This window comes from Acinetobacter sp. Li1LvA2 (assembly GCF_056156705.1).
Map to the genome: position 1 here is coordinate 16,424 of NZ_JBSICF010000015.1, position 18,808 is coordinate 35,231.

The window sequence follows — 18,808 nt, forward strand, 5'->3', positions numbered from 1 at the left end:
AAAACCTTATAAATGTATGATTTAATTTTAAAATTTATATCCAATTTTTAAGCCATAGCTGACTGAGTGATTATCCTTAAACTCACCCACATAATAGTCACTACCCGCTTGCGCGCCAAGCTGAGCTTTTGCATCGCCTAACCAGTAATACTTCACACCACCTGAAATAAAATATTGCGATGTCGGGCTATATTGAGCACCCACGCCTAAGTTGTAATACCCTTTGCTTGGCCCACCCGTCGAGACCTTATCACCTGCTCCCGAGTCCCAACCAACTGACACCGAGCCTAACCATTTAGGTGAAAAGCGTTGCCCTAACCCTAAATTAAGAGACCATTGATCATCGTAATAACGAACCAAGTTGAAACCTTCTGGGCGGCTTGGAGTAGATAGTCCACCAACAACTTTTGAGATTTCACCAAAGCGGTAAGGCTGTAGAGCAAGATCACTCCAATTTACCCAGCGTACACTCCCGAACAATAAAGTCCCCTGACGAAGGCCTGTTTGAAACTCTAAATTGACTGAATCTGGAGATTTAAACTTGGTTGTGCCTGACTCTTCTACATTTGGTAACTCGGCAACAATACGATTTAAATAAGCTTTTTTCTGCTCGGTCATTTGTCCAATAGAAATCATATAATCTAGGTGCTGATTTACTAAATCACGACCTTGCTGCGTGCTTAACATATCAATAAGTGGAGCATTTTCAGTCGCGTTTACTTTATGAGTAATGGCTGAGCGGTAAGTTAATGACACTTTCACAGCTTTTTCAGGAATCTGATAGGCAAGCCCTGCTAGCCACCCCAAGTCACCTACAGTTTTGGTATGAAAGTCATAGCCGTTGTAAAGACTAAATACATTGCCTCTTAATTCAACCTGACTTTTAAAGGTCTGATAGACGGGCCCAGCATAAAGATTCCAGTTTTTTGTGGGTTGATATCCCAAGATAAAGCTTAAATTCTGTATATCAAATTCTGATTTTGCATTTCCTGTAGGCACTTGACCAGAAGTAGCATTGGCAAGCCCTGCGGTGGTAATGCCGGGTAACATCACCGTGTCTTTTGACGTTGCGACAAAACCATTCAGACCAGAATATTCTGTGTCGGCACCAAAAGGCTGATCGTAAAGTAGACCAAATGAATACTGCGGCGCCAACTGAAGTTTTAAGGCCGCTGTAGGTCGATAATCTGTGTTGGCGATATCTGAAATGGAATGATGTGAAGGGTTAGTGCCCGACTCTACACCACTTAAATCGGTATCTGTAATTCCTAAATTTGCTTCAAAATAATTGCCCGGTTGTAAAAAAGCCGATATGGATTGTCCTGTTTTATCAAAAGCGGCGGCATTTAAGGTGCTTGTGCAAATTGAAGTTATTCCTAAGATCAATATTTTTTTATTCACAACAAAATTCATAAATCCATCCTGGATATTTCTTATTTTGATTCCTCACTTTAGGTAGATTTTTAAAGTTCTGCTTAGCTCCAAACGCCAAATCTTTGACTATGGATGCCATATTGAAAAATTAGGGTTTGTGTAGCTGCAACCCGAGTATTATCTTTTTAATCACAATAAAAAGTACTCAAGTTTTTAATATGCGGAGCAATTTTTTTAAGAAACATTTGTGTTTATTGCTGTTAATATTAAAGTGCATGATAGATTTCCCAATCCTTCATACCTCTACAAATCAAGGATGATGAGCGAATTCATTTATTATGGAAATCAAGCAAATAAAGTATTTTTTGACGGTCGTTGAATCAGGCAGTATTGGTAAAGCTGCTCAAAAACTCGATGTGGGTGCTTCGGCCATAAGTCAGCAAATTAGTAAACTCGAACAAGAGCTAAGTATTCGCTTGTTGCAGCGTAATGCTTTTGGTGTGACCCCAACACCCGCGGGGCTAGCCTTTTTAAAGCACTCTCAGCTTATTTTACGTCAAGTTAACTTTGCTATAGACGCTGCGCATTCAGCACGGCTTTCAGGTCATGTCAGTCTTGGTTTTCCACCGACCATTACCGCTTTAATTGGCATCCCTTTAATGAAACTAATGTCTGAGCGCTACCCAGACATTCGTCTAGAAATTGTAGAAACCCTGTCAGGCAATCTAATTCAGTCAATTAATTCGCGTCAGCTTGATATTGCCATTATTTTTACCAATGAGATTGATAAACAGTGGTCGATACAACCTTTGGTACGCGAACAAATGTATTTAATGGCGCGAAAAGAAGTGCTTGAAAAATACGGTCTTGCTGAGTGCATCAAAAGTGGAATTATCCAGTCTCAACAAATCGGTGATATCCCTTTAGTACTACCACGGCAGCGTCATAGCTTAAGAAAATTGCTTGAGCATAAGATTGGGCAGCTTAATGTTGTCTATGAAATTGATGGCCTACACTTACTCATGGACAGCCTGATTCACCTTGACCTTGCAAGTGTCCGCCCCGGAAGTGCCTGTCTGCAAGAATACAAACATAAACTTCAATTATTAAAACTGATTGACCCTGAAGTTGAACGAATCAATTACTTGGTGAGCCTTGCCGAAGAAGAATTATCACCTGCCGCGCTCGCTGCCAAATCGGCAATTAAAGCCTGTGTGAAAGAGTTGATTCAAAACCAAATTTGGCCGTGTTCTGAAATTATTTTATAAAGGGTCATTAATTTTATTAAATACCTAATTAATTTTGCCCTCTCACTCCCTCCTGCTGTTTGAGATTACATTTTCTTCTGAATGATAAGTGAATTTCTGTTTATCAAATTATAGATGTGTAGTTTGAACTGGAAACAAGGCATCACATTTTCTACGAAGGACATCTTTAAATCTCATCTCTAACCCATGTGTTATTTAGGTTTATTGAATGAGTCGATTTAAAGTCCTCTATTGAAAATCGTGAATGTTTCCATTTTGTCAGGCCAAGGAGGTCTCCAATGGATGTCGTGAATAACCGTAGGGCTACTTTTAAAAAAATATTAAATGTAACGAGTGGCAACTTTTTAGAACAGTACGATTTTTTTCTTTTTGGTTTCTATGCCACTTATATCGCAGCAAAATTTTTCCATTCTGAAAATGAATATGTCTCTTTAATGATGACATTTACCGTGTTTGCTGCGGGCTTTCTTATGCGTCCTCTCGGCGCTATTTTCTTGGGCGCTTATGTCGACAGAGTTGGTCGACGTAAAGGTCTTATTGTGACTTTAAGCCTTATGGCAATCGGAACCATCTTAATTACCTTTGTACCGGGTTATGAGACGATTGGTATTCTTGCACCAATTTTGGTGGTGATTGGACGTCTATTACAAGGCTTCTCGGCAGGTGTTGAATCTGGTGGTGTATCGATTTATCTCGCTGAAATTGCAACAGATAAAAATCGTGGGTTTATCACAAGCTGGCAATCTGGCAGCCAACAAATTGCGGTGGTATTCGCAGCATTACTTGGCTACTGGCTCAACACCATTTTAACTCATGCTCAAGTGGGTGAATGGGGCTGGCGTATTCCGTTCTTAATTGGTTGTTTGATTATTCCTTTAATCTTCTTGTTCCGTCGTACCTTAGAAGAAACTGAAGACTTTAAAGCGCAAAAAACTCATCCATCGACCAAAGAAATTTTCAGCACGCTTGCGAGCAACTGGCGCATCGTACTTGCGGGCATGATGATGAGTGCCATGACCACAACCACATTCTATTTCATTACGGTTTACACCACTGTGTATGCAAAACGTACTCTAGAAATGTCGGTAACGGATAGCCTTTTAGCAACCGTATTTGTGGGTTTATCAAATTTCTTCTGGTTACCAATGGGTGGCTTACTTTCAGACAAAATTGGTCGTCGTCCAGTTTTAGTCGGCATTACAACCCTTGCCATCTTTACAACCTATCCAGTTTTAAGCTGGTTAGTGAGTGACATTAGTTTTACCAATCTGATTATTACGCTTGCTTACTTCTCGTTCTTCTTTGGTATGTACAACGGCACCATGGTCGCAACGCTTGCAGAAGTGATGCCAAAACGTGTACGTACAGTTGGCTTCTCTTTAGCGTTCAGCCTTGCAGCCGCTATTTTTGGTGGTATGACGCCAATGGCCTGTACGTATCTTGTCGAAAACACAGGCAATGCAAGCACACCAGCATTCTGGCTGATGTTAGCAGCGGTATGTAGCTTAATCTCAAGCTTGTATTTATGCCGTGGTTCTAAGCAGAAGAATGCTGACCCAATTGCTGAACCTGCGAAGGTTAGCGCTTAAAACAACAACGACTTAACCTGAAATTTTAATGAACAGTACGGCGCATGTTGCAGCCGTACTGTGCTCTCCTATCATTAAAGCGAGATACTATGAAAAAGTCCCCTATCCTCATGACCATTTGCTTAGCTGGTGCAGGCTTAGGCTCAACGCTTGCTAATGCAGATACACTCGAAGTGATTAGCTCAGGCGGTTTCTATTCATCTATGGAAAAACTCATTCCAATATTTGAAAAGCAAACTGGTCACACGGTTCACCTTTCATCTGGTTCATCAATGGGCGCGTCGCCAACCGCTATTCCAAATCGACTCGATCGTGGTGAACATTTTGATGTGGTGGTGTTGGCTGCTCCTGAACTGAACAAGCTTGCAGAAAAAGGTTATGTAGACCCAAATTCACAACGTGCTTTAGTCAATTCAAGCATTGGCATGGCTGTGCCTAAAGGTGCACCAAAGCCAAATATTAGCTCTGCGGCAAAATTCGAAAAAGTTTTATTAAATGCTAAGCACATTGGTTATTCAGCAAGTGCGAGCGGTACGCATCTTGAAAAAGATGTTTTCCCAAGCTTCCCACCTGTCGAGTACAAAGTGATTTCTGGTAAAGCAGAAAAAGTGGTCGGTGACCGCGTTGCAAAACGTATTGCTGAAGGTCAGTTTGATATTGGTTTCCAGCAAATTAGTGAAATCAAACCTTTTACTGGCCAATATGGTCAAGTTGATTTAGTTGGTCCAATTCCTGCGCCTTATCAAAAAGTCACTGTATTTGCAGCAGGCATTGGTAAAAACTCTGAACATGAAAAAGTCGCAAAAGAACTCATCAAATTTGTGAAGTCACCACAAGCAACACAAATTATTGAAGAACAGGGTCTTGAGCAGGTTAAACAATAAAAGCTCTAAAAGGCAACGTCTTGAGGTGATGTTGCCTTTACTCTGTTGGTGGTTTATCAGCGTAATAGAACAAAATGAATAGCAATAAACCAGTGTAGAATAACCAATAAAGGTCAATGTAGTATTTGCCGTGGAACTCAAACAATTAAAGTATTTTATTGCAGTGATCGAGTCAGGAAGCTTGGGTAAAGCTGCAAAAAATCTCGATATTGGAACTTCTGCATTAAGTCAGCAAATCTCAAAATTAGAAAGCGAGCTTTCTATTCGCCTTTTACAACGTACTGCTTTGGGTACGGTTCCCACCCCTGCGGGTTTAGCATTTTTTCAACAAGTTCAACTGGCACTTAGGCACTTAGACCATGCTGTAGATTCTGCACACTCTTCACGTTTAAGTGGTCATGTCACCGTCGGTTTTTCGCCAAGTGTCGCGTCGGTTATAGGCACGCACTTTTTAAAACTCATGAGAAACCGTTATCCCGACATTAAAGTCCGTTTAATTGAAGGCCTATCGGGTGACCTGAAGGCCTTAGTTAATGCAAGGCAGCTCGATGTCGCGATCATCTTTAGTGATGATGTCGACCCACAGTGGGCCATACAGCCTTTAGTCAAAGAACAGATGTTTTTAATCTCGCCTAAAGAAGTGCTGAGTCAGTACCATCTTGAAAGCTGTATCGACACTCAAACCATTACTCATTCACAGCTTAAAGAACTTCCGCTGATTTTACCGAGTCAACGACATGGACTGCGCTTGTTGCTTGAACAGAAAATTCATCAGCTTAAAGTGGCCTATGAAATTGATGGGCTGCATTTGTTAATGGAAAGCATTAGCCAGCTCGAAATGGCAACCATTCAACCTGCGGGTGCATCGTTAAACTCACGGCAAGACCTATGTTTACTGCGCGTTGTAGAACCTGCTATTGAACGCATTAACTATTTAATTAGTCTGTCTGAAGAAGAGCTCTCGCCTGCTACTTTAGCTACGAAAGTGGTGATTCGTGCTTGTGTGACCAACCTGATTAATGAAAAACGTTGGCCCGGTGCGAAACTCATAAACACTTAAGCGTTTAGTGTTTATTTTTACTAAACACCCATTCAAGCTTAGCCTCTCACTTCACCTTCCCTTTTAAAGCTACATTAGCCCTAGCTGAGAAAGGGAGAAATCCATGCATGATGTGATTGTAATTGGTGGTGGGAATGCCGCACTGTGTGCCGCGCTCACGGCAAAAGAAAGTGGCGCGTCTGTGCTTGTCATAGAAGCAGCACCTAAAGAATGGCGTGGTGGTAACTCACAACACACTCGTAACCTCCGTTGCATGCATGATGCACCTCAAGATGTATTGGTCGATGCCTACCCTGAAGAAGAATATTGGCAAGACCTACTTAAAGTCACTGCGGGCAAAACCAATGAGCACTTAGCTCGTCTCGTCATTCGTAGCACGGCGACCTGTCGTGATTGGATGCGTAAACATGGCGTGAATTTTCAACCACCGCTCTCAGGTGCTTTGCATGTTGCACGTACCAATGCCTTTTTTATGGGTGGCGGTAAAGCCCTCATTAATGCCTACTACCGTAGTGCCCAAGAACTTGGCATTGAGATTTTATACAACACAAAAATTAAAGATCTAAAGTTAAACCAAGGACATTTTGAAGCTGCAATTGCGGAAGATGGTCGTGTGTTTAAAGCAAAAAGCTGTGTATTGGCCGCAGGTGGTTTTGAGTCAAATTTAGAATGGTTAAGAGAAGCATGGGGACAAAACGAAAACGGCGAATGGCCTGCCGATAATTTCATTATTCGTGGAACCCGCTTTAATCAGGGCAACTTACTCAAATTTATGATAGATCAAGGCGCCGATATTATTGGTGATCCATCACAATCGCATTGCGTCGCAGTAGATGCAAGAGCACCGTTATACGACGGCGGCATCTGCACCCGTATTGACTGCGTTTCATTGGGTATTGTGGTCAATAACAAAGCCGAACGTTTTTACGATGAAGGCGAAGACTTCTGGCCAAAACGTTATGCGATTTGGGGCCGCCTTGTTGCCAAACAACCGCAGCAAATTGCCTATTCGATTATCGACTTAAAAGCCATTGGGCGCTTTATGCCACCTGTGTTTGCGGGTGTAAAAGCAAATAGCATTCAAGAACTGGCCGAAAAAATTGGGCTAGATGCAAAAACCTTCTGTCACACTGTAGAAGAATTTAACCAAGCCTGTGTACAAGGCACCTTTAACCATACCGTTTTAGATGACTGCACCACCCAAAATATTGTTCCCAACAAAACCCATTGGGCCGTTCCGCTTGATAAACCACCCTTCTATGCCTATGCGCTTAAACCCGGCATTACCTTTACCTATTTAGGCTTAAAGGTCGAAGACGATGCTGCGGTACGTTTTAACAATAAAGCCAGCCGCAACCTGTTTGTGGCAGGTGAAATGATGGCAGGTAACGTACTCGGTCAGGGTTATACCGCAGGCGTTGGTATGTCGATTGGCACGACGTTTGGACGCATTGCCGGAAAAAATGCAGCCCACTATGCACTTTCACAAGGAGTTGAACATGAATGCTAGTACCAAAGCCCTAATTCCAGTTGTTCAGCTCTCCGACCATGAGCAGGAAGTTCAAAGAGCCCTACAGATTTGTAATGCTTGTCGTTACTGTGAGTCGTTTTGTGCTGTATTTGCGGCCATGACCAAGCGTCTTGAGTTTAATCAAGCCGATATTCATTACCTCGCAAATCTGTGCCATAACTGTGGTGCTTGTCTACACGCTTGCCAATATGCCCCGCCGCACGAGTTTGGTGTAAACATTCCAAAAGCGATGGCGCAAGTACGTTTGGAAACTTACCAAGAGTTTGCGACCCCGCAGCCTTTAGGCCGACTTTATAAGTCTGTCGGGATTCCTTTTGTTTCGGCGTTATCAGCTATTTTCTTTTTATGCATGTTAGCTGTGGTCTGGTACAAAGGCACCGACCTGTTTGCAGGCTATCAAGGTAATTTCTATGCGATTTTCCCGCATAACTTTTTGGCTCTACTTTTTGGAGCGACCTTTACAATTGCAGTTGTTTTGCTCGGTATTGGAATTAGTAAATTTTGGCGACAGACGTCTAAAGTTATTCACGGCAAAGTTGAGAAACCAGACCTTATTCAAGCCTCTCAAAATGTGTTAACGCTTAAATATTTAGATGGTGGACATGGTAAAGGCTGTAATGAGCAAGATGACCGTTATACACAAATCCGCCGCGTGTTCCATCACCTGACGTTTTATGGCTTTATGCTCTGCTTTGCTGCCACAGGTGTAGCGACTTTATATCACTATTTCCTTAACCTGCATGCGCCGTACCCTATCTTTAGCTTGCCTGTGATTTTGGGTACGTTGGGTGGGTTGGGCTTAGTAGTTGGACCATCTGGCTTGCTCTATTTAAATCTTAAACGCCATCCATTACATGGTGACCGCGAGCAAAAACCTGTAGATCGAGGCTTTATTTTCCTTTTAATTTTAGTCAGTGCTTCAGGCTTAGCTCTTATGGCATTTCGCAATACATCTTACATGGCACTTTTACTGATTTTCCATTTAGCTACGGTCATGACCTTCTTTATTACCATGCCATTTGGAAAGTTCGCACATGGTTTTTACCGCAGTGCTTCTTTACTCAAATTTGCCATCGAAGAACGTATTTCTAAAAAGTCATAATTTCATTCAAAAGTATTCACTATCTTGGCGTAGTGAATACTTTCATTTTTTTAAGCTCAAAATACTTCATACCTTGCCTACTTTTTACTATTTAAAATTCCCAAGCCATACATCGGCCACTTGGTACTCGCTTTAATATTATTAATCAGCATCGCTACCAAAACTAAAGACACTGCACCGACCAAAACAGGGAAAATTAGAAAACTCCACTGGTAATGTATGCTGCTCGCGGTCAGTAAAATAACTAAAGGAGTGGCCCCAGCAGGTGGATGAACACATTTAAAAACTTGCATGAGCGCAATTGCACAGCCCACTGAAAAAGCAATTGAAAAAATAGAAACGCCGACAAATTTTAGAAAAAACAAACCCACAAAAGCCGAAATAAGATGTCCAAATATAATATTTCTCGGCTGTGCCAAAGGTGAATGCGACACGGTATAGAGCAACACACAGGTCGCACCAAACGGCGCCATGATAAAGATATTGTGTGTGAGCTTACTCAACCACAGAAGTATAAAAATACTGAGCGTACCTCCAATAAGGCTTCTTAAAACATCAACTTTACTGGGCGATGGAGCCAGTTTTTCTTTGCCATAAAAGATCGAGAACATGATTTTTTCCTCAAACAAAAATTTGCTTTTTAAAAAGCATATAGATAAAATTTCAAATAGTACAGATCTGTACTATTTTATTTTTTGGAAAAGACACATGTCAAAATCTGCCTTAAAAATATTAGATACAGCCGAGAAGTTATTTAATGAAAATAGTTTTGTCGGGGTTGGCGTTGACTTGATTCGCGATGAATCTGGCTGCTCTAAAACCACCATGTACACGTACTATAAAAATAAAAATCAACTGGTTAAGTCTGTACTCGTTGCACGTGATGAACGGTTTAAGCATAGCCTTTTAGGCTATGTTGGAGATGCAACAGGGTTAGAAGCCATCAATAAAATTCTGGATTGGCACACCAATTGGTTTAGACAAGATTTTTTTAAAGGCTGTTTATTTGTAAGAGCAGTCGCTGAATCTAACCAAGATGATCAAGACATTATTTCTATTTCTAAAGCCCATAAACAATGGATTAAAGTACTGATTGCGCAAAACTGCAATATACCGAATGGTGAAGCTTTATCTGAGCTGATCTATACGGTGATTGAAGGATTAATTAGCCGCTTTTTAGTCGATGGTTTCGATGAAACACTTGCGATAAATATGAAAAATTCTATTAATCAATTATTTAATATTCATCAACATTAGTATGAGAACTTAAAATGGAAGTGGACCATATTTTTATTTGTGTAAAACCAGAAGCTCCTGAAGCTGAAACTTTAAAAAAATTTGGTCTAACAGAAGGTTCATCAAACAAGCACCCAGGTCAAGGTACAGAAAACAGACGCTTTTTCTTTAAAAATAGCTTTATCGAGTTAATCTTTTTAAATAACCCAGAAGAAGCCTCAAGTGATCTCACCAAACCGACTCTGCTTTTTGAGCGACTAAGTACTCAAAATAATATCGCATCCCCTTTTGGTATTTGTTTTCGCCCCAAAAATAAAGAAGATAACAGTGCAAAATTTCCTAACTGGGTGTACAAGCCAAGCTATTTACCAACCAGCTTAGAAGTCAATGTTGCCAAAGATTCTGTGGTATCTGAACCGATGTGGTTCTTCCTTTCATTTGCTTCACGACCAGACCTTGCCGCAAAAGAAAAACAACAACCACTTGTGCATAGCAAAGATTTATCGGAAATCACCACAATTAAGGTTTCTATTCCAAACCTTGAAGAGCACCCGACTTCATTACTGTTCAATACAGTTGATAATTTTGAAGTGACAGATGGATCAGAACATTTAATGGAAATTAGTTTTGATCATGAGTCTCAAGGAATGATTCATGATTTCAGACCAGAGCTGCCGCTTATTTTTAAATATTAAAACTATTATTTTCTAATAAAAAAACTGTGATTTATTGCAAATCACAGTTTTTATTTAAATTGAATCACATTAAAAACGACAATGCCCTAAGCAATTTTCCCATCAATAATGCCCTTTTCCTTTAACGCGGCGAGTTCTTCTGCTGTTTTAAATCTCGATAAGATTTGAGCAGTATGTTCACCTAACTCTGGCGGTGCGTGATGATATTCAACTGGAGTATCAGACAGCTTGATTGGTGAGCCTATGGTTTGGAAGTTTTCATTTAAACGATGAGGAATATTCACCACCAAATTGCGATGCACGATTTGTGGTTCAGCCAAGGCATCTTCAATAGAGTTGATAACACCTACGGGTACTTTAAGCGCATGAATCATGTCGACCCATTCTTTGGCGGTTTTCTCTAAAAAGTGCTTCGACAATAAAGGAATCAGTTCATCTCGATATTTTACGCGGTCTTGGTTGCGCACAAACTTTTCATTTTCGAGTAACTCTGGATAATCAATCGCAATACACAAATCTTTAAACTGTTTATCGTTACCACAAGCAATAATAAATTCTTTATCCTTTGCCTTAAAAGTTTGATACGGAACAATACTTGGGTGTTGATTGCCCATCCGCTGCGGTGCTTTACCTGAGGCTAAATAATTCATTCCCTGATTTGCCAGTGCCGCGACCTGCACATCAAGGAGTGACATATCAATATATTGACCACGTCCCGTGTGCGAGCGCGCAATCAAAGCTGCCTGAATCGCGATGGTGGAATACAATCCAGTTTGAATATCTACAACAGCCACGCCAACCTTTTGTGCACCACCACCTGCCACATCATCAGGCTCGCCAGTAATGCTCATTAAGCCTGACATACCCTGAATAATGAAATCATAGCCGGGTTCTTCTGCACGTGGGCCATCTTGCCCAAAACCAGTAATTGAGCAATAAACAATATTTGGGTTTAGCTCACTTAAGGAAGCATAGTCCAAACTATATTTAGCCAGAGACCCTGTCTTATAGTTTTCAATTACCACATCGGCAGTCTTGGCAATTTCATAAATTAACGCCTGACCTTCTGGTGTAGTAATGTCCACCGCAACCGAATATTTATTGCGGTTGGTACACTGAAAATAGCCAGATTCACGGGTCATGTTTCCATCTTGATCGGGCATCCATGGTGGCCCCCACATACGGGTGTCATCACCTACTCGAGGACGTTCAATTTTAATGACTTCCGCGCCAAGGTCTGCCAAGATTTGCCCACACCACGGCCCTGCAAGCACACGACTTAAATCTAAAACCCGAATCCCTTGTAATGCACCCATAACGATACCCTTATCTTTGAGAAGGCACTCAACGCACCTTCATGTCTATTTATGATTGTTTTTGCGGATCGTACTGACGATCTTTAATAAATAAGCCCGGCAATACACCTGCAACAAAATACGCAGCACCCATCACAATAAAGGCCATGGTAAACGTACCGCCCGATGCCAAGAAACCAATGGTAGCTGGTGCAATCGCTGCCCCGACACGACCAATGTTATAAGCACCGCCAATGGCTGTTCCACGCACATCAGTTGAAAAACTTTCAGCCATATAAGTCGCATTCACACCGTATGGGATGCCATATAAGAAGCCAAAAGTGATCAATAAATACAGAATATTGTCAGGAGTATTGAAGAAAATAATGATTGGCAAGAACACGGCGCTGGCAATTGTTCCAAATACAAAGACAGCACGGCGGTTAAATTTGTCAGCAAGATAACCCGCTAAAATTTTGCCTAGAATCATTGCGGTATATGAACCCACCATATAACTGGTTAAATTTTTAAAGTTCATGTGCACTTCTGTTTCTAAATAACTTGGCATCCAGTTGTTAATGCCGTAATAGCCGAACTGCAAGAAGAATGCTGTGGTCATCCACAACAAAAACATTTTACGGTGCTTAAAGTTATTAAAAATTTGTTTGTAGATGCTGCCACTTTTCGGCTTTTCAGCTACAGCTATTTCTTTAGGCTGTTTGTTGTCTTGCAAGCTTTCAATTTTGGTGAGCTGCCAAGATTTTGGCTCTGGCACAAATCGTTGTAGGAAAATATTTACAAAAGCGGGCACTACGGTCAGGAAGAATAAAACACGCCAGCCATGATCTGGAATAATCGCCCCTGCTAATAACGTCGCAGCAATATAACCTACGGTTTGACCCGTCTGTAACGTGCCCAAGACCGTTGTACGGTAAGTGGTTGGCACATATTCAGCCATTAAAGTATTACAAGCCATATAAAGTGCTCCGATTCCCAAAGCACCAATAAAACGTAAGGCCATAAACTGCTCGAAGCTTTGCGTAAAACCCAATAAGCAGGTCGCTACCGAAAAGAAGGTTACCGAGTTGGCAATGGTTCGTACACGACCAAATTTATCACATGCCCAACCACCCAAAATACCGCCAATACCCATCCCAGCCAAAGAAGCACTGCCTAAGGCACCTGCTTGAAAGGTACTTAAACCAAACTCTGCCTTTAAACTGGTCAAGCTATAAGACAGCAGCATAATATCAATGCCATCGACCACCATCGCAAAATAGGCAAATAACAACGCCCATTTCCATGTATTTGGTCCAATCTTTTCATATGTTCCAAGGTTACTTGGAAATGTAGTTCTCAACTCTTTCGATATTACTTGAACGTCATTGTTCATCTTTAGTTCCTCATTTTCCCAAATGAGTCATCGATAGCCTACTTATGTTTTCTGTATGACTTAATCTTCTATATTTTCATCATCTTACATTTGGTTTTAAGTACACAGAGGCACATCTTTACATGAGTATCCTTACGATGAATCTTGTCATTTTCCATAAATTTTTGCGTAAAAATCCCTAAAGGTGCTCTCGAAAGAACACCTTGATCTTTTAAAAATTAATGAGTTAGTTACTAAATGCGGCAATGCCTGTTTGTGCACGACCTAAAATCAAAGCATGAACATCATGTGTGCCTTCATAGGTATTTACGACTTCAAGGTTAACCAAATGGCGTGCTACGCCGAATTCGTCACTAATGCCATTTCCACCCATCATGTCACGTGCCATACGAGCAATATCAAGCGCTTTCCCACAGTTATTGCGCTTGATTAGAGATGTACCCTCAACTGATGCAATGCCTTCATCTTTCATACGACCAAAACGTAAAGCTACTTGCAAACCTAATGCAATTTCAGTTTGCATATCTGCCAGTTTCTTTTGAATCAACTGATTTGCAGCCAACGGACGGCCAAATTGTTTACGGTCCATGGTGTATTGATGTGCAGTATGCCAACAGAATTCAGCAGCTCCCATCGCGCCCCATGCAATACCATAACGGGCACTGTTCAAACAGGTAAATGGACCTTTTAAACCGCGAATTTCAGGGAACGCATTCTCTTCAGGTACAAATACGTTATCCATTACAATTTCACCCGTAATCGATGCACGTAGGCCAACCTTGCCATGAATGGCAGGTGCAGATAGACCTTCCCAGCCTTTTTCTAAAATAAAGCCGCGAATGTCACCCACATTACCTTCAAAAGAAACTTCTTTTGCCCAGACGACAAATACATCGGCAATTGGGCTATTGGTAATCCACATTTTTGCGCCAGTTAAACGGTAACCACCGTCAACTTTTTTAGCGCGGGTAATCATACTGCCCGGGTCTGAGCCATGGTCAGGTTCAGTCAAACCGAAACAGCCAATGTATTCACCCGTAGCTAGTTTAGGTAAGTACTTCTGCTTTTGCTCTTCGGTACCAAATTCATTAATTGGGACCATCACCAATGAGCTTTGCACGCTCGCCATAGAGCGGTAGCCCGAATCGACATATTCAATTTCACGCGCAACCAAACCATAACTCACATAGTTTAAACCCGCGCCGCCATATTGCTCAGGAATGGTTGGACCAAGTAAACCAAGCTCTCCCATTTCACGAAAAATAGACGGATCTGTTTTTTCATGACGGAATTGTTCAAGTACACGGGGTTGCAGTCGTTCTTGGCAATAGGCATGAGCCGCATCACGAATCATGCGCTCATCTTCGGTAAGCTGCTGCTCAATTAAAAATGGGTCTTGCCAGTTAAATTGAACTTTTGCTTTTTTTGTTGTCACCATGTGATTCATCGCATCCTCTGCTTGATTTAATCTTCTTTATTTAACTCGATGTTATGCGTGAAAAATGCAGTAATCAAACGATAAATGTTCATGCAGATATGCGACTTACGCATATTTTAAATAAGTCATTTTCAATTTAGATATTTAATTCGTTGTATTTCATTAAAAATGGCTTATTTTTATACTAAACTCTAATATCTGCATTTAGGTCATATGTCGTTTTGAAATATGACGACAAATAAAAGGATTTTATATATGCGAAGAAGCATCCCATCCATTCAGGGTCTGATTTGCTTTGAAAGTGCAGCAAAACATCTAAGTTATACCTATGCTGCGCAAGAGTTATGCATTACCCAAAGCGCAGTCTCTCGCCAAATTCAGCAGTTAGAAGATTTCTTGGGTGTTGAACTCTTTATACGTACTCGGCATGGTGTTGAGCTGACCATTGCAGGTCAGCAGTATTTTAAAAGTATTAAGCCCTATTTATTAGGTTTAGAGAAATGTACGGCCGACGTGATTTCTCATAAAGGTTTAGGTGGAACATTAAAGTTAGGTGTCGTTCCTACCTTTGCAACGCGTTGGCTGTTACCCAAGCTCCATCTTTTAAATCAAAAACACCCTGAAATTACGGTTCACTTAGAAACCAGTACCAAACCTTTTTTATTTAATGACAACATTTTTGACGCTGCGATTTTTGCAGGTACTCAGCAGCAAATTGACCATTGGCCCGGCATACAAGCACATTATTTAATGGATGAAGAAATTGTACCTGTGTGCTCACCCACACTCATCGAGAAATACTTCCCAGATGCAGTGATGATTAATGAAAATACCTATGATTTAAGTTGCGAGGATTTGCTAAAAATTCCCCTACTACAACAAACCACTCGGCCTAGCATTTGGCAAGAATGGTTTCTCACCCATCAAATGCAGCACCCTAAACCTTTTGATGGACAACGCCATGAGTTATTTTCAATGCTTGCGGTTGCCGCCAGTCATGACATGGGAATGGCTCTAATTCCGCAAATGCTGATTGAATCTGAATTACAAAAAAAAGAACTGGTGATTGTTTCCAATAAAAAATTAAAAGGCAGCCGAAAGTACTATCTCATTCATTCGAGCCAAGATATAACCCCAACCATTCAAAAATTTGTTGAGTGGATTTATCAAGAACTAGAACAACTAAAGAGCAATTCAAATTAGCCCAGCGGCTTTTTTTGAAGACCAAATATTGCGACCTCTACTCATAAAAAAAGATTGTGATTAATCAGATCACAACCTTTTTAGTTGAGCATAAATGGCTTTGAATTAATGACTCATCAATTGAATGTCTGCACCACTACGTTTCGGGTCAATCAAGATTTTGGCATGCTGTTCAGGGTCGCGTAACGCTTCAAATGCACTCGTAACACCCTCTAAACCGACAACACCGGTAATCAGTGGTGAACAATTCACTTTACCTTCTGCAATCATATGTAGCGCATCTCTAAACTCAAGCGGTGTATAGCCCAATACAAACTGAATTTCTAACTCTTTATTAATTGCAAGTGCGGGTTCTATTTTGTCACTTTGCATACAGACGCCCACCCCAACAATTCGGGAAAACAAAGGTGCACCTTCAATAATTTGCTGTAAAACACCCGGTACGCCGACACACTCAAAAATAACAGGACGTTTTGGCAAAGCGCCCAACTTATCAATCATGCGCCATCCATGCCACCAAGGTAAGCGAGTCGCTTGTAACTTATCAAACAGTCCCATGCCCATGTTAATCGCATCTGATACATTGCCAAGCAAACCAAATTCTTTCCAGTTAGCAAATGGTGATGTTTCTTTAGGGTCTACCACAATATCGGCACCGCATTGCTCGGCAAGCTTACGGCGGTTTGGTGAAAAGTCACTGGCAACTACGGTTTTAACGCCAGCCGCTTTAAGCATTAATATGACACCTAGCCCAACAGGACCACAGCCAATCACAATAGCAGGCTCACTGGTTTTCACACGGCTACGGCGAACGGCATGCAATGCAACCGCCATAGGTTCCGTCATGGCGGCGCTATCGGCATCTAAGCCATTGGGTACTTCAAACATCAAGCTTGATTGAGCTAATACTTGCTCGGCATAACCGCCCGAAGCATTTGGAGAAAGCCCTGTAGACAAATAACCATGTTGATCTACATTTAAAAGCGGCATTGCACAAACGAGCGTATCGGCTTTGAATTTATGACGTGTTTTTGGACCGTAGTCTAAAATCTTGCCACAAAACTCATGACCCAGTACAAATGGGTCTGTAGACTTCGCTAAACCATTAAACCCGACACGTGCAGCCAAATCATGCATGTGGTCGCAGTGATGCTGCATATGCAAATCAGAGCCACAGATCCCACATCGCACCACTTCTAACAAAACCTGCCCTTTTGCAGGCGTTAATTTCGGTTGGTCTACGACTTGCAATTTTGCTTGATGACAAAGTACCGACTTCATTTGAGCGCTTCCTATTTCTTCTTTTTCATTTACTTGCCAGAAATAGATTTCTACAGATAAATTAATCGCTTTATCGGTTTGATCTTTAGCAAGCCTTTATTCATCTTTACAACTAAAAGGCAAAATACCAATGACCATTCTTTAGCCAATCCACTATTGAAGAGTCAACAAAAACAGGCTCAGCGAAATTAAAAACAGTAAAAATCTTAGTGTTTGTATCTTACACAGACTGCGTTATCTTCTTAGGCCAGAACAATGTCATCAAAATTAAAACTTATACAAATATAGTAAGTTCAAAAAACTCAATTCAACGCTTTTCACAAAAACATAGCAAATCCAAACTTTTATCAGCAGTCCTAAACAGGCATGATGAATTAATAGCAATAGATAAGAAGAAGTCTATGATTACAAAAACGCTCCCGCTTACAGATATACACCGCCATCTTGATGGCAACATCCGCATTCAAACCATTTTAGATTTGGGGCAACAATACCATTTAGATTTACCTGCTTACGACATTGAAACGTTACGACCACACGTACAAGTGATGGATAACCAACCTGACTTATTAAGTTTCTTATCCAAGCTCGATTGGGGCGTAAAAGTATTAGCGAGTTTAGATGCCTGTAAACGTATTGCTTTTGAAAATATGCAAGATGCAGCACAGCAAGGGCTAGACTATGTAGAGCTGCGTTTTTCACCAGGTTATATGGGAATGACACATCAACTCCCCCTTGAAGGTGTTGTTGAAGCAGTTATTGCTGGTGTGAAAGAGGGCAGTCAAGCTTACGGGGTAAAAGCGAATTTAATTGGGATTATGAGCCGTACTTTTGGTCAAGAAGCCTGCGAAAAAGAGTTAAATGCTCTACTCACCCATAAAAATGATATTAAAGCGTTGGATCTCGCTGGAGATGAGCTTGGTTTTCCGGGCAATTTATTCATTGAGCACTTTAAAAAAGCACGTGATGCAGGTTGGCATATTACGGTACATGCAGGCGAAGCTGCCGGCCCAGAAAGTATTTGGCAAGCGATTGAAGAATTAGGTGCTGAGCGAATTGGGCATGGTGTTAAAGCAGTTCAAGATTTAAAACTTTTAGATTACTTGGCTAAACATGAGATTGGTATTGAATCTTGTCTCACTTCAAATATTCAAACCAATACAGTACCCTCACTAGCAAAACACCCATTAAAGACTTTTTTAGAACATGGTGTACTTGCCACCATTAATACAGATGACCCTGCGGTAGAAGGCATTGAGATACAACATGAATATTTAACTGCTGCCCCATTAGCTGGTTTAAGCCCTGAGCAAATTTATACAGCTCAAGAAAATGGACTTAAAATCGCATTCTTATCAGAACAAGAAAAAGATGAGTTAAGGCAGAAATATCAATAACAGAGAACAGAGAACAGAGAACAGAGAACAGAGAACAGAGAACAGAGAACAGAGAACAGAGA

General features: G+C 41.1%; 16 protein-coding genes. 10 read left to right on the forward strand and 6 right to left on the reverse strand.

Features of this window, described 5'->3' with window-relative positions:
• Nucleotides 1–27: 27 nt before the first annotated feature.
• Entirely contained in the window at nt 28–1,413 is a 1,386-nt protein-coding gene (locus ACS604_RS18605; RefSeq protein ID WP_474772581.1) for a long-chain fatty acid transporter, read from the reverse strand.
• A 299-nt stretch (nt 1,414–1,712) separates the two neighbouring features.
• Here ACS604_RS18605 and ACS604_RS18610 point away from each other — a divergent pair, with 299 nt between their 5' ends.
• The 6 genes from ACS604_RS18610 (at nt 1,713) to tcuB (ending at nt 8,808) form a co-directional block, all read left to right on the forward strand.
• Complete coding sequence (locus ACS604_RS18610; RefSeq protein ID WP_320540926.1) at nt 1,713–2,642, forward strand: LysR family transcriptional regulator; 930 nt, start codon at nt 1,713–1,715, stop codon at nt 2,640–2,642.
• A 278-nt stretch (nt 2,643–2,920) separates the two neighbouring features.
• Nucleotides 2,921–4,231, forward strand: coding sequence for an MFS transporter (tcuC, locus tag ACS604_RS18615; protein WP_005302914.1), 1,311 nt, complete (start codon nt 2,921–2,923; stop codon nt 4,229–4,231).
• Nucleotides 4,232–4,320: 89 nt separating this feature from the next.
• The gene (locus tag ACS604_RS18620; RefSeq protein ID WP_474772584.1) at nt 4,321–5,115 is read left to right on the forward strand and encodes a substrate-binding domain-containing protein; all 795 of its coding nucleotides are present in this window, start codon (nt 4,321–4,323) and stop codon (nt 5,113–5,115) included.
• 130 nt (nt 5,116–5,245) lie between these two features.
• The gene (locus ACS604_RS18625; protein WP_005302910.1) at nt 5,246–6,175 is read left to right on the forward strand and encodes a LysR family transcriptional regulator; all 930 of its coding nucleotides are present in this window, start codon (nt 5,246–5,248) and stop codon (nt 6,173–6,175) included.
• A 103-nt stretch (nt 6,176–6,278) separates the two neighbouring features.
• Nucleotides 6,279–7,685, forward strand: coding sequence for an FAD-dependent tricarballylate dehydrogenase TcuA (tcuA, locus tag ACS604_RS18630; protein WP_174728836.1), 1,407 nt, complete (start codon nt 6,279–6,281; stop codon nt 7,683–7,685).
• Entirely contained in the window at nt 7,675–8,808 is a 1,134-nt protein-coding gene (tcuB, locus tag ACS604_RS18635; protein WP_474772587.1) for a tricarballylate utilization 4Fe-4S protein TcuB, read from the forward strand. Before tcuA ends, tcuB begins: the two co-directional genes overlap by 11 nt.
• Nucleotides 8,809–8,885: 77 nt before the next feature.
• On the opposite strand, the gene ACS604_RS18640 is transcribed toward tcuB, so the two are convergent.
• Nucleotides 8,886–9,419 (reverse strand): HPP family protein, encoded by a 534-nt coding sequence (locus ACS604_RS18640; RefSeq protein ID WP_474772590.1) that lies wholly within the window; start codon nt 9,417–9,419, stop codon nt 8,886–8,888.
• Between the two features lie 97 nt (nt 9,420–9,516).
• On the opposite strand from ACS604_RS18640, the gene ACS604_RS18645 reads away from it, so the two are divergent.
• Complete coding sequence (locus tag ACS604_RS18645) at nt 9,517–10,065, forward strand: TetR/AcrR family transcriptional regulator (protein ID WP_107881965.1); 549 nt, start codon at nt 9,517–9,519, stop codon at nt 10,063–10,065.
• A gap of 14 nt (nt 10,066–10,079) precedes the next feature.
• Nucleotides 10,080–10,739: a VOC family protein gene (locus tag ACS604_RS18650; RefSeq protein ID WP_004794414.1), complete on the forward strand. Its 660-nt coding sequence runs from the start codon at nt 10,080–10,082 to the stop codon at nt 10,737–10,739.
• An 86-nt stretch (nt 10,740–10,825) separates the two neighbouring features.
• Here ACS604_RS18650 and ACS604_RS18655 read toward each other — a convergent pair whose 3' ends face one another.
• The 3 genes from ACS604_RS18655 to ACS604_RS18665 form a co-directional block, all read right to left on the reverse strand.
• Nucleotides 10,826–12,055, reverse strand: coding sequence for a CaiB/BaiF CoA transferase family protein (locus tag ACS604_RS18655; protein ID WP_474772593.1), 1,230 nt, complete (start codon nt 12,053–12,055; stop codon nt 10,826–10,828).
• Between the two features lie 49 nt (nt 12,056–12,104).
• Nucleotides 12,105–13,427, reverse strand: coding sequence for an MFS transporter (locus ACS604_RS18660; RefSeq protein WP_474772595.1), 1,323 nt, complete (start codon nt 13,425–13,427; stop codon nt 12,105–12,107).
• Nucleotides 13,428–13,653: 226 nt separating this feature from the next.
• Nucleotides 13,654–14,874 (reverse strand): acyl-CoA dehydrogenase, encoded by a 1,221-nt coding sequence (locus tag ACS604_RS18665; protein WP_474772597.1) that lies wholly within the window; start codon nt 14,872–14,874, stop codon nt 13,654–13,656.
• Nucleotides 14,875–15,120: 246 nt separating this feature from the next.
• Between ACS604_RS18665 and ACS604_RS18670 the strand changes: the two genes are divergently transcribed.
• Complete coding sequence (locus ACS604_RS18670; protein ID WP_474772599.1) at nt 15,121–16,068, forward strand: LysR substrate-binding domain-containing protein; 948 nt, start codon at nt 15,121–15,123, stop codon at nt 16,066–16,068.
• A 105-nt stretch (nt 16,069–16,173) separates the two neighbouring features.
• Here ACS604_RS18670 and ACS604_RS18675 read toward each other — a convergent pair whose 3' ends face one another.
• Nucleotides 16,174–17,349, reverse strand: coding sequence for a zinc-binding dehydrogenase (locus ACS604_RS18675; RefSeq protein ID WP_353157855.1), 1,176 nt, complete (start codon nt 17,347–17,349; stop codon nt 16,174–16,176).
• A gap of 401 nt (nt 17,350–17,750) precedes the next feature.
• Between ACS604_RS18675 and add the strand changes: the two genes are divergently transcribed.
• Complete coding sequence (gene add / locus ACS604_RS18680) at nt 17,751–18,746, forward strand: adenosine deaminase (RefSeq protein ID WP_474772601.1); 996 nt, start codon at nt 17,751–17,753, stop codon at nt 18,744–18,746.
• The last annotated feature ends 62 nt before the right edge of the window (nt 18,747–18,808 follow it).

Coding starts and splice junctions, on each gene's coding strand:
- ACS604_RS18605 (WP_474772581.1), bottom strand. CDS start 1,413: ATGAATTTTGTTGTGAATAAAAAAATATTGATCTTAGGAATAACTTCA.
- ACS604_RS18610 (WP_320540926.1), top strand. CDS start 1,713: ATGGAAATCAAGCAAATAAAGTATTTTTTGACGGTCGTTGAATCAGGC.
- tcuC (WP_005302914.1), top strand. CDS start 2,921: ATGGATGTCGTGAATAACCGTAGGGCTACTTTTAAAAAAATATTAAAT.
- ACS604_RS18620 (WP_474772584.1), top strand. CDS start 4,321: ATGAAAAAGTCCCCTATCCTCATGACCATTTGCTTAGCTGGTGCAGGC.
- tcuA (WP_174728836.1), top strand. CDS start 6,279: ATGCATGATGTGATTGTAATTGGTGGTGGGAATGCCGCACTGTGTGCC.
- tcuB (WP_474772587.1), top strand. CDS start 7,675: ATGAATGCTAGTACCAAAGCCCTAATTCCAGTTGTTCAGCTCTCCGAC.
- ACS604_RS18640 (WP_474772590.1), bottom strand. CDS start 9,419: ATGTTCTCGATCTTTTATGGCAAAGAAAAACTGGCTCCATCGCCCAGT.
- ACS604_RS18645 (WP_107881965.1), top strand. CDS start 9,517: ATGTCAAAATCTGCCTTAAAAATATTAGATACAGCCGAGAAGTTATTT.
- ACS604_RS18650 (WP_004794414.1), top strand. CDS start 10,080: ATGGAAGTGGACCATATTTTTATTTGTGTAAAACCAGAAGCTCCTGAA.
- ACS604_RS18655 (WP_474772593.1), bottom strand. CDS start 12,055: ATGGGTGCATTACAAGGGATTCGGGTTTTAGATTTAAGTCGTGTGCTT.
- ACS604_RS18660 (WP_474772595.1), bottom strand. CDS start 13,427: ATGAACAATGACGTTCAAGTAATATCGAAAGAGTTGAGAACTACATTT.
- ACS604_RS18665 (WP_474772597.1), bottom strand. CDS start 14,874: ATGAATCACATGGTGACAACAAAAAAAGCAAAAGTTCAATTTAACTGG.
- ACS604_RS18670 (WP_474772599.1), top strand. CDS start 15,121: ATGCGAAGAAGCATCCCATCCATTCAGGGTCTGATTTGCTTTGAAAGT.
- ACS604_RS18675 (WP_353157855.1), bottom strand. CDS start 17,349: ATGAAGTCGGTACTTTGTCATCAAGCAAAATTGCAAGTCGTAGACCAA.
- add (WP_474772601.1), top strand. CDS start 17,751: ATGATTACAAAAACGCTCCCGCTTACAGATATACACCGCCATCTTGAT.